The sequence below is a fragment of the Roseateles sp. genome (assembly GCF_036486225.1).
GTDB lineage: Bacteria > Pseudomonadota > Gammaproteobacteria > Burkholderiales > Burkholderiaceae_C > Roseateles.
In genome coordinates this window covers 1-10,715 of sequence record NZ_DASVNZ010000082.1, presented here as the reverse complement: position 1 = coordinate 10,715, position 10,715 = coordinate 1, and the positions used below count along the sequence as shown (strand labels likewise).

Genomic DNA, 10,715 nt, shown 5'->3' with positions numbered 1-10,715 from the left:
GCGCCTCGCCTTCCATGCGGCGTTCCATCAGCGCTTCATTCTGTGCGTCGATCTCGCCGAGTTCGTCGTCCAGCTGCGTGCGACGCGCGACAGCGGCTTCGGTCTGCTGCGCCAGGCGCAGCAGCTCGACCTGGAGCTGATGCGCGCGGGCCTGCGTCTCCGAGGCCTCGCGGCGCACCACCGCCAGGCGCTGCGACGCATCCGTGTAGGCGGCTTCGGCGCGCACGGCCTGCGCGCGCGACTCGTCGGCGATCAGGGTCTGAGCGCGCTGCTCTCGCTCGAGGTTCTCGATCTCCTGCGCGCGCGCCAGCAGGCCGGCGGTCTCGCTGTCCGGCGCGTAGAAGCTCACCGCGAACTGGCTCACGGCGTGGCCCTCGCGGGTCATGATCAGCTCGCCATGGGTCAGCTTCGGGCGCTGCGCCAGCGCATCCGAAATGGACTCGGCCGTGTAGATGCCTTCCAGCCAGTCGTTCAGCAGCGCCTTCAGGCCGTTGGATTCGAGCTTCAGCAGATCGCTCAGCGGCGACAGCGCGCGGTGCGTGTTGACGATCTCGCCGCTGGGCAGCGAATAGAACGCCAGCCGCGCCGGCGGCGGATCGGAGGCGAAGGCCTGGACCGTCTCCAGCCGGCCGACCGACAGCGCGCCCATGCGCTCGCGCATCGCGGCCTCGAGGGCGTTCTCCCAGCCCGGCGTGATGTGCAGCTGCGTCCACAGGCCCTTGATGTCCTGCAGGCCGTGCTTGGCCAGCCAGGGCTGGAGCTTGCCTTCGGTCTGCACCTTCTCCTGCAGCGCGCGCAGCGCGGTCAGGCGGGCGACGATGTCCGTCAGCTTCGCGGCCTGCTGCTGCGATTCGCGCTGCGACAGCTGGCGCGCCTCGTCGGCGGCCGGCGCGGCTTCGGCGAGCTCCGCGAGGCGCGCATCGGCGACGGCCTGCTGCTCGTCGGCCGCGACCGACAGGCGCTTCACCTCGTCGAGCTTGTCGTGCTGCGGCGCGGCCAGGCCCTGGCGCTCCTGCGCGAGGCGTTCGCGGCGGCCGCGCAGGCCCTTGAGCTGTTCGTCGACGCTGCGGCTCTCCGCGGCCAGCACCTGGATCTGCTGCTGGACCTGCGTCACCTGCGTGCGCTGCTCGTTGGCGCGACCCTGCGCGGCGCGCACCTGGTCCTCGACCTCGGGCAGCTTCATCGCCTGCTCCTCGGCCTGGGCGGCGAGGATCTCGCTCTGCTCCTCGGCCTGGGCGATCTGCGTGGCGACGTCCTCGAGCTCGACCTGCGCCTGCTCGGCACGGTCCTGCCACTGCTGGTTCTGCGCCTGCAGCTCGATCAGGCGCTGCTCCAGCCGCTGGCGGCCTTCGACGACGTAGCGGATGCGTTCCTCGAGCCGGCTGACCTCCATCTGCGCCTCGGCCATGCGGCCCTGCGCGGCATGCAGTTCGTCGCCGGCGCCGTAGTGGGCCTGGCGGATGGTCTCCAGCTCGGCCTCGAGCTGGCGCAGTTCGGCCATCTTGGCCTCGAGCGCGTTGACCGCCTCCGAGTGCTCGGTCTTGACCCGCGTGGCCTCGCCGGCCGCGTCGCGGTGCTTCAGGAACCACAGCTGGTGCAGCTTCAGCGTGCCCTGCTCCTGCAGGTTGCGGTAGTTCGCGGCGACCTCGGCCTGGCGCTCCAGCTTCTCGAGGTTGTTGTTGAGCTCGCGCAGGATGTCGTCGACGCGGGTCAGGTTCTCGCGCGTGTCGCGCAGGCGCAGCTCGGTCTCGCGTCTGCGTTCCTTGTACTTCGAGACGCCGGCGGCCTCCTCGAGGAACATGCGCAGTTCCTCGGGCTTGGATTCGATGATCCGGCTGATCGTGCCCTGGCCGATGATGGCGTAGGCGCGCGGGCCCAGGCCGGTGCCGAGGAACACGTCCTGCACGTCGCGGCGGCGCACCGGCTGGTTGTTGATGAAGTAGCTGCTGGTGCCGTCGCGGGTCAGGACGCGCTTGACGGCGATCTCGGTGAACTGGTTCCACTGGCCGCCGGCGCGCGCGCTGGCGTTGTCGAACACCAGTTCCACGCTGGAGCGGCTGGCCGGCTTGCGGTTGCCCGATCCGTTGAAGATCACGTCCTGCATGGACTCGCCGCGCAGTTCGCTGGCCTTGCTTTCGCCCAGCACCCAGCGCACCGCGTCCATGATGTTGGACTTGCCGCAGCCGTTGGGGCCGACCACGCCGACCAGTTGCCCAGGCAGCTGGAAGGTCGTCGGATCGGCAAAGGACTTGAAGCCCGAGAGCTTGATCGAGTTCAGTCGCATCGGGTGGGATCACCGGCTGTCGCAGCCCTCACGTGATCTAAGCCTTTGATTTGATTGTGGAAACGCCCCTTGACGGGGCGCTCGATTCGCGGCGGATGATACCATCGCGCCCTTCGCATTCCGGCCCTCGCCGCCCTCTGAAGCAGCGACCGCCCCACTCTCGATTCCACATGGCCAAGACCCCCTCCGCCAAGCCGGCCGCGCCGGCTGCCGCTTCCTCCTCCAACGCCAAGGCTGGCAAGGCGCCCAAGGCCTCCAAGGCGCTGAAGTTCGTCGAGCCGATCAAGGCCGCCAAGAACGTCAAGCCGGACACCGCCGTGCCGCCCAAGATGCGCGACATGCCGCCCAATCCGCCGAGCCGTCCGAGCAAGGAGATCCACGTCTTCCCCAACCCGGCGCCGGAACGCGACTACGTCATCCAGTTCCAGATCCCCGAGTTCACCTGCCACTGCCCGCTGACCGGCCAGCCGGACTTCGCGCACTTCACGATCGACATGATCGCGGACCAGTACTGCGTCGAGCTCAAGAGCCTGAAGATGTACTTCTGGAGCTACCGCGACGAGGGCGCGTTCCACGAGAAGGTGACCAACACCATCCTCGAGGACATCGTGAAGGTCACCAACCCGCGCTTCATCCGCATCACCGCGAAGTGGTACGTGCGCGGCGGCATCTACACGAACGTCGTGACCGAGCACCGCAAGAAGGGTTGGAAGCCGCTGCCCGCGGTGGACCTGCCCGCGCACGGTTTCGAGACCGGCCTGCTGCGCTGAGCGGCACGCCCTTCGGATGGCCCTGGCCTACGACACGGCCACGCAGTTCGTCGCGGTCGCGCTCAAGCGCAGCCGCATCGACGGCTACGGCGTGTTCGCGGCCGAGGCCGTCCCCGCCGGCACGCGGCTCGGGCTGCTGACCGGCGAATCGATCACCGTCGCCGAGGCGCGCCGCCGCGCGCAGGAGAGCCAGCGGCTGATGCTGGTGGAGCTGTCGCCGGCGCGGGCGATCGACGCGAGCCGCTCGCAGGACGCGATGCGGTTCACCAACCACAGCTGCTCACCCAACGCCCGCATCCAGGTCGAGGACGGCGAGATCAGCTTCTTCGCGCTGCGCGATCTCGAACCCGGCGACGAGATCACCGTCGACTACGGCCTCACGCACCACGAGGGGCGCCTGGCCTGTCGCTGCGGCGCGCCGGGGTGTCGAGGCTCGCTCTGAGCGACAAGCCTCCGTTGTCGACGTAAGTACCGGGGGCGGCACCCCGTCCCCCTATGATTCCGCGCATGAGCTCCACCCCTGCTTCGCAGCCGGTCCAACCGCCGGCCAACCCGCCGGTGAATCCCCGCCTGGCGCTGCTGAACCCCTACCCGTTCGAGCGGCTGAGCGCCCTGACCAAGGGCATCGTTCCCAACCCCGAATTCCGGCCGATCTCGCTGGGCATCGGCGAGCCCAAGCATCCAGCGCCCAAGCTGGTCGAAGACGCGCTGATGGCCAACCTCAAGGGGCTGTCGGGCTATCCGGCCACCGCGGGTCAACTGCCGCTGCGCGAGTCCATCGCCGGCTGGCTGCAACGGCGTTATGCGCTGAGCCTCGACCCGGCCACGCAGATCCTGCCGGTCAACGGTTCGCGGGAGGCGCTGTTCGCCCTCGCGCAGGTCGTGATCGATCCTTCCCGCCCCGGCGCGACCGTCGTCTGCCCCAATCCGTTCTATCAGATCTATGAAGGCGCCGCGCTGCTCGCCGGCGCGACGCCCGCCTTCGCCAACTCCGACCCGGCGCGCAACTTCGCCCCGGACTGGTCGCAGATCGACGAGGCCACCTGGTCGCGCACGCAGTTGCTCTACGTCTGCTCGCCGGGCAACCCGACCGGCGCGGTCATGCCGTTGTCCGAGTGGCAGACACTGTTCGAGCTCAGCGACCGCCACGGCTTCGTGATCGCCTCGGACGAGTGCTACTCCGAGATCTACTTCCGCGACGGCCCCGACGCCGCGCCGCTGTCGGGTCTGCAGGCCGCCGTGCAGCTCGGCCGCCCGGACTTCCGCAACCTGATCGCGTTCACCAGCCTGTCCAAGCGCTCCAACGTGCCGGGCATGCGTTCGGGCTTCGTCGCCGGCGACGCCGCGTGGATCAAGCGCTTCCTGCTGTACCGGACCTATCACGGCTCGGCGATGAACCCGATGATCCAGGCCGCCAGCATCGCCGCCTGGAACGACGAGGACCACGTCGTCGCCAACCGCGCGCAGTACCGCGCCAAGTTCGCCGCCGTCACGCCGCTGCTGGCCGAGGTCCTGGACGTCGCCCTGCCCGACGCGGGTTTCTACCTGTGGGCGGCCGTGCCAGACGGTAACGATATTGGCTTCGCCCAGGGGCTGCTCGCTCAATACAATGTCGGCGTCCTGCCCGGCAGCCTGCTGGCCCGCGACGCCCATGGGATCAACCCCGGCGCCGGCCGCATCCGCCTGGCACTGGTGGCCGAACAGGCCGAATGCCTGGAAGCCGCCCATCGCATCGTCGCCTTCGTGAAGCAACTCAAGACGTCCGCCTGATCCGGCCCCGCCGGTCCGCCCCACCGTCCGACCCACGATCTGCTTCACGCCATTCAGCATTCGTCTCGAATCCACCTTCTTTCCCCGAACCCCTCCGCACCATGACGCAAGACCTGCAATCCATCATCGACCTCGCCTGGGAAGGCCGCGCCAACCTGACCTCCGCCAACAGCCCCGAAGTGCGCGCGGCGGTGGACGAGGTCATCGCCGGCCTGGACGCCGGCACGCTGCGCGTGGCCGAACGCAAGGCCGTCGGTGAGTGGACCGTGCACCAGTGGGTCAAGAAGGCCGTGCTGCTGTCCTTCCGCCTGAACGACAACCGCCAGATGGGCGCCGGCGACATGACCTTCTTCGACAAGGTCCCGACCAAGTTCGGCGGCCAGTCCGATGAACAGCTGCGCGCTGCCGGCGTGCGCGTCGTGCCGCCGGCCGTCGCGCGTCGCGGCAGCTTCATGGCCAAGAACGTCGTGCTGATGCCGTCGTACGTGAACATCGGCGCCTACGTCGACGAAGGCACCATGGTCGACACCTGGGCCACCGTCGGTTCCTGCGCGCAGATCGGCAAGCACGTCCATCTGTCCGGCGGCGTCGGCATCGGCGGCGTGCTGGAACCGCTGCAGGCCAACCCGACCATCATCGAGGACAACTGCTTCATCGGCGCCCGCTCGGAGATCGTCGAGGGCGTGATCGTCGAGGAGAACTCGGTCATTTCGATGGGCGTCTACATCGGCCAGAGCACCCCGATCTACGACCGCGAGACCGACACCGTCTCGTACGGCCGCGTCCCGGCCGGCTCGGTCGTCATCAGCGGCAGCCTGCCGAAGAACGACAAGTACAGCCTGTACGCCGCCATCATCGTCAAGAAGGTCGACGCCGGCACCCGCGCGAAGACCAGCATCAACGAACTGCTGCGCGCCTGAAGCCACGAGCTTCACGACGCCACGCTGACGACAAGCATCCGTCCGGAGGAGACCGCATGAGCACGGGAAACATGGAGCGCATCCTGCGCCTGATGGCCGAGAAGGGCGCATCCGACACCTACCTGTCGGCCAACATGCCGGTGCTGATCCGGATCAACGGACAGATGCTGCAGCTGTCGGACCAGCTGCTGACGCCCGCCCAGCCGCGCGCGCTGATCTCCGAGGTCATCGACCCGCAGCATCTGGGCGAGCTGGACGCCAACGGCGAATTGAACCTCGCCGTCTCCATCCCCAAGGTCGGCAGCTTCCGGCTGTCGGGCTTCCGCCAGCGCGGCTCGATCGCGGCGGTGTTCCGGCACATCCCGCATGTCATCCCGACGCTGGACAGCCTGGGCCTGCCGCCCATCCTGGGCAAGCTGATCACCGAGAAGCGCGGCCTGATCCTGATGGTCGGCGCGACCGGCACCGGCAAGAGCACCACCCTCGCGTCGATGCTGGAGCACCGCAACCAGACGATGACCGGCCACATCCTCACCATCGAGGATCCGCTGGAATACCTGTTCACCAACAAGCGCTCGCTGGTCAACCAGCGCGAGGTCGGCCGCGACACCGCGTCGCTGCAGATCGCGCTGAAGAACGCGTTGCGCCAGGCGCCGGACTGCATCCTGATCGGCGAGATCCGCGATCGCGAGACGATGACGGCCGCGATCTCGTACGCGCTGTCGGGTCACCTGGTCGTCGCCACGCTGCACGGCAACAACAGCTACCACGCGCTGAACCGGATCATGTCCTTCTACACGCCGGAATCGCGTCCGGCGATGCTGAACGACCTCGGCGCCGGCCTGAAGGCGGTGGTCTCGCAGCGCCTGGTGCGCGCCGCCGCGGGCGGCCGCGTCCCGGTCACGGAGATCCTGCTGAACACCAAGCTGGTCGCCGAACTGATCGAGCAAGGCGACTTCGCCGGCGTGAAGGAGGCGATGGAGAAGTCGATGGCCGAGGGCTCGCAGAGCTTCGAGGAACACTTCGCCCGCCTCATCACCGACGGCACCATCACCCGCGAGGAAGGCCTGGCCTTCGCCGACTCGCCGACCAACCTGCTCTGGCGTCTGCAGAACGACGGTCCCGGCATCAAGCCCGGCGGCCCGGGCGCGCCGAAGAAGGAAGAGCCGGCCGAGGACACCGCCAACTTCACCTCCATCACGCTGGACGTGCAGCCGGGCTGAGGCCCGTGTGCGTGGACGACCTCATCGACCGATGGACGACCTGACCCTCGCGCTGCTGGAGCAGTTGATCGCCCGCCCGTCGGTGACGCCGTCCGATGCCGGATGCCTGGAACTGATCGGCGCGCGCCTGGCCGGCGCCGGCTTCACGCTCGAACGCATGGACAGCGGGCCGGACGACTTCCACGTCAGCAACCTGTGGGCCGTGCGTCGCGGCCAGTCGGCCGACGGCCCGCTGCTGGTCTTCGCCGGCCATACCGACGTGGTCCCCACCGGCGACCTCGCGAAATGGACCAGCGATCCCTTCGTCCCCACCGTGCGCGGCGACCGCCTGTACGGGCGCGGCGCCGCGGACATGAAGACTTCGCTGGCGGCGATGGTCGTCGCCGCTGAGGACTTCGCCGCGATGCATCCCGACCATCGCGGCAGCGTCGCCTTCCTGCTCACCAGCGACGAGGAAGGCCCGGCGCGTGACGGCACCGTCGTCTGCGTCGACCGTCTGCGCGCGCGCGGTGAGCGGCTCGACTACTGCATCGTCGGCGAACCGACCTCGGTCGAGCGCCTCGGCGACACGGTCAAGAACGGCCGGCGTGGTTCGCTCTCCGGCAAGTTGCGCGTGATCGGCGTGCAGGGTCACGTCGCCTACCCGCATCTCGCGCGCAATCCGGTCCATCAGGCCGCGCCCGCGCTGGCCGAGCTGGCCGTGAGCGAATGGGATAATGGCAACGCGTACTTCCCGCCGACGACTTTCCAGATCTCCAACATCGCCGCCGGCACCGGCGCCGGCAACGTGATCCCCGGTGAGATGGTGGTGGACTTCAACTTCCGTTTCTCGACCGAGTCGACGCCGGAAGGTCTGCGTCAACGGGTGCACGCGCTGCTGGACCGCCACGGCCTGGAGTACACGCTGGACTGGTCGCTGTCCGGAGAACCGTTCCTGACGCCGGTGGGCGAGTTGTCGGCGGCCATCACCGCCGCCATCGAGGCAGAGACCGGCGTGGCCGCCGAGTTGTCCACGACCGGGGGCACCTCGGACGGCCGCTTCATCGCGAAGCTCTGTCCGCAGGTGGTGGAATTCGGACCGCTCAATGCGAGCATCCACAAGATCGACGAATACGTGCCGCTGGACCAGATCGCGCCGCTGACGCGCATCTACCGGCGCACCCTGGAGAATCTGCTGCTGTGACGCTGTTGGAACTGATCGAGGCCCAGGCCGCCCGCCTCCGTGAGGCGGGCGTTTCGTTTGGGCACGGCACGACGAACGCCTTCGACGAAGCCGCCTGGCTGAGCCTGTGGGCGCTGGACCTGCCGCTGGACGCGCTGGACGAGCACGAGGCCGATGCCGTCGACGACGCCGGCCGCGCGAAGGTCGAGGCGCTGGTGGCCGAACGCATCGCCACGCGCAAGCCCGCCGCCTACCTGACGCGCGAGGCGTGGCTGCAAGGCGTGCCCTTCTACGTCGACGAGCGCGCCATCGTGCCGCGCAGCTTCATCGCCGAGCTGCTGGCCGACGCGACCATCGACGCCTGGCTGTCGGACCAGACCACCCGCGTGCTGGACCTGTGCACCGGCAACGGCAGCCTGGCCGTGCTGGCCGCGATGGCCTGGCCGGACGTGGCGGTCGATGCGATCGACCTGAGCGCCGACGCGCTCGCGGTCGCCGCGATCAACGTCGAGCGTCACCAGCTCGGCGAGCGCATCCGCCTGCTGCAGGGTGACGGTCTCGCGCCGGCGCAAGGTCCGTACGACCTGATCCTGTGCAATCCGCCGTACGTGAACAGCACGTCGATGGCGGCGCTGCCGCACGAGTACCGCGCCGAGCCCGAGCTGGCGCTGGCGGGCGGCACCGACGGCATGGACTTCATCCGCCAGTTGCTGTCCGACGCCCCCGCGCAGATGAAGCCGCAGGCGGTGCTGGTCCTGGAGATCGGCAACGAGCGCGAATTTTTCGAAGCCGCCTTCCCGCAACTCGAAGCCTTCTGGCTCGAGACTTCCGCCGGCGAAGACCAGGCATTGCTGCTGACCCGCGAGGCGCTGGTCGCCGCGGGCTTCGGCCCTGATGACGAACAAGGAGTTTCCCCATGATCACGCTGCGCAACATCGTGCTGCGCCGCGGCACCAAGGTCGTTCTCGATGACGCGAGCGTCGTGCTGCAACCCGGCGAGAAGGTCGGCCTGGTGGGCCGCAACGGCGCCGGCAAGTCCAGCCTGTTCTCGCTGCTGACCGACCGCCTGCACAGCGACAAGGGCGACGTGGAGATCCCGCGCCACTGGGCGCTCGCCGAAGTGGCGCAGCACATGCCCGAGACCGACATGCCGGCCACCGAGTTCGTGCTGGAAGGCGACGTCCGCCTGATGGCCGCGCGCAAGGCGCTGGCCGAGGCCGAAGCCGCCGACGACGGCCACGCCATCGCCGACGCCTACGCGCTGCTGATGGACGCCGGCAGCCTCGACGCGCCCGCCCGCGCGCAGGCGCTGATGATGGGCCTGGGCTTCAAGGGCGCGCAGGTCGACGCGCCGGTCAACAGCTTCTCCGGCGGCTGGCGCATGCGGCTGCAGCTGGCGCGCGCGCTGATGTGCCCGTCCGACCTGATGCTGCTGGACGAACCCACCAACCACTTGGACCTGGACGCCCTGGTCTGGCTGGAAGCGTGGCTGCAGCGCTACGAAGGCACGATGATCATCATCAGCCATGACCGCGAATTCCTGGACGCGATCACCAAGGTCACGCTGCACCTGGACGAGGCCAAGCTGCACCGCTACGGCGGCAACTACACCGCCTTCGAATCGATGCGCGCCGAGCGCATGCTCCAGCAGCAGCAGGCCTTCAGCAAGCAGCAGGAGCGCATGGCGCATCTGCAGAAGTTCATCGACCGCTTCAAGGCCAAGGCCAGCAAGGCCAAGCAGGCGCAGAGCCGCGTGAAGGCGCTGGAGCGCATGGAGCGCCTCGCGCCGGTGCTGACGGCGTCGGACTTCAGCTTCGAGTTCCGCGAGCCGCAGAACCTGCCCAATCCGATGCTGATGTTCGACACGGTCTCGGTCGGCTACGACACCGACGAGGGCGAGAAGGTCATCGTGCGCGGCATCGACCGCTCGGTGCTCGCCGGCCAGCGCTTCGGCATCCTGGGCGCGAACGGCCAGGGCAAGTCGACCTTCGTGAAGACGGTCGCCCGCATGCAGCGCGCGATGGGCGGCACGATCACCGAGGGCAAGGGCCTGTCGATCGGCTACTTCGCGCAGCAGGAAATGGACGTGCTGCGACCCGACGAAGGTCCGCTGATGCACATGATCCGGCTGGCGAAGGAAGTCAGCCCGAACGCCCGCGAGCAGGAGCTGCGCGACTTCCTCGGCCAGTTCCGCTTCGTCGGGGACATGGTCAACCAGGAGGTGGGCAGCCTGTCCGGCGGCGAGAAGGCGCGGCTGGTGCTGGCGATGCTGGTCTGGCAGCGCCCCAACCTGCTGCTGCTGGACGAGCCGACCAACCATCTGGACCTGCAGACGCGTGAGGCGCTGTCGATGGCGCTCAACGAGTTCGAAGGCACCGTCATGCTGGTCAGCCATGACCGCGCGCTGCTGCGCGAGGTCTGCGACGAGTTCTGGCTGGTGGCCGACGGCAAGCTCGCGCCCTTCGACGGCGACCTGGACGACTACCAGCGCTGGTTGCTCGATCGGTCCAAGGAAGCCGCGAAGCTCGCCAAGGAAGAAGCCAAGCAGGCGCAGAGCCGCGTGAAGGCGCTGGAGCGCATGGAGCG

9 protein-coding genes are annotated in these 10,715 nt (G+C 68.6%); 8 read left to right on the top strand and 1 reads right to left on the bottom strand.

Going from position 1 to position 10,715, the window contains the following annotated elements:
• The coding region (gene smc, locus VF536_RS06270) for a chromosome segregation protein SMC (protein WP_331613955.1) at positions 1-2,284 on the bottom strand (2,284 nt) is incomplete at its 3' end.
• A gap of 338 nt (positions 2,285-2,622) precedes the next feature.
• Between smc and queF the strand changes: the two genes are divergently transcribed.
• The 8 genes from queF to VF536_RS06230 form a co-directional block, all read left to right on the top strand.
• Positions 2,623-3,054 (top strand): preQ(1) synthase, encoded by a 432-nt coding sequence (gene queF / locus VF536_RS06265; protein ID WP_067281975.1) that lies wholly within the window; start codon positions 2,623-2,625, stop codon positions 3,052-3,054.
• Positions 3,055-3,070: 16 nt separating this feature from the next.
• Positions 3,071-3,496, top strand: coding sequence for an SET domain-containing protein (locus VF536_RS06260; RefSeq protein WP_331613954.1), 426 nt, complete (start codon positions 3,071-3,073; stop codon positions 3,494-3,496).
• Positions 3,497-3,612: 116 nt separating this feature from the next.
• Positions 3,613-4,824, top strand: a complete 1,212-nt coding sequence (gene dapC / locus VF536_RS06255; RefSeq protein WP_331613956.1) for a succinyldiaminopimelate transaminase — start codon at positions 3,613-3,615, stop codon at positions 4,822-4,824.
• A 101-nt stretch (positions 4,825-4,925) separates the two neighbouring features.
• On the top strand, positions 4,926-5,744 hold the full coding sequence (gene dapD / locus VF536_RS06250) for a 2,3,4,5-tetrahydropyridine-2,6-dicarboxylate N-succinyltransferase (RefSeq protein WP_331613953.1): 819 nt from the start codon (positions 4,926-4,928) through the stop codon (positions 5,742-5,744).
• 56 nt (positions 5,745-5,800) lie between these two features.
• Positions 5,801-6,967 carry a PilT/PilU family type 4a pilus ATPase gene (locus tag VF536_RS06245; protein WP_331613952.1) on the top strand — a complete coding sequence of 389 codons (1,167 nt, stop codon included), beginning with the start codon at positions 5,801-5,803 and terminating at the stop codon, positions 6,965-6,967.
• Positions 6,968-6,998: 31 nt separating this feature from the next.
• Complete coding sequence (gene dapE / locus VF536_RS06240) at positions 6,999-8,150, top strand: succinyl-diaminopimelate desuccinylase (protein ID WP_331613951.1); 1,152 nt, start codon at positions 6,999-7,001, stop codon at positions 8,148-8,150.
• The gene (gene prmB, locus VF536_RS06235; RefSeq protein WP_331613950.1) at positions 8,147-9,049 is read left to right on the top strand and encodes a 50S ribosomal protein L3 N(5)-glutamine methyltransferase; all 903 of its coding nucleotides are present in this window, start codon (positions 8,147-8,149) and stop codon (positions 9,047-9,049) included. The genes dapE and prmB overlap by 4 nt, the downstream gene beginning before the upstream one ends.
• A partial coding sequence (locus VF536_RS06230) for an ATP-binding cassette domain-containing protein (protein WP_331613949.1) occupies positions 9,046-10,715 on the top strand: 1,670 nt, incomplete at its 3' end. The genes prmB and VF536_RS06230, both read left to right, overlap by 4 nt.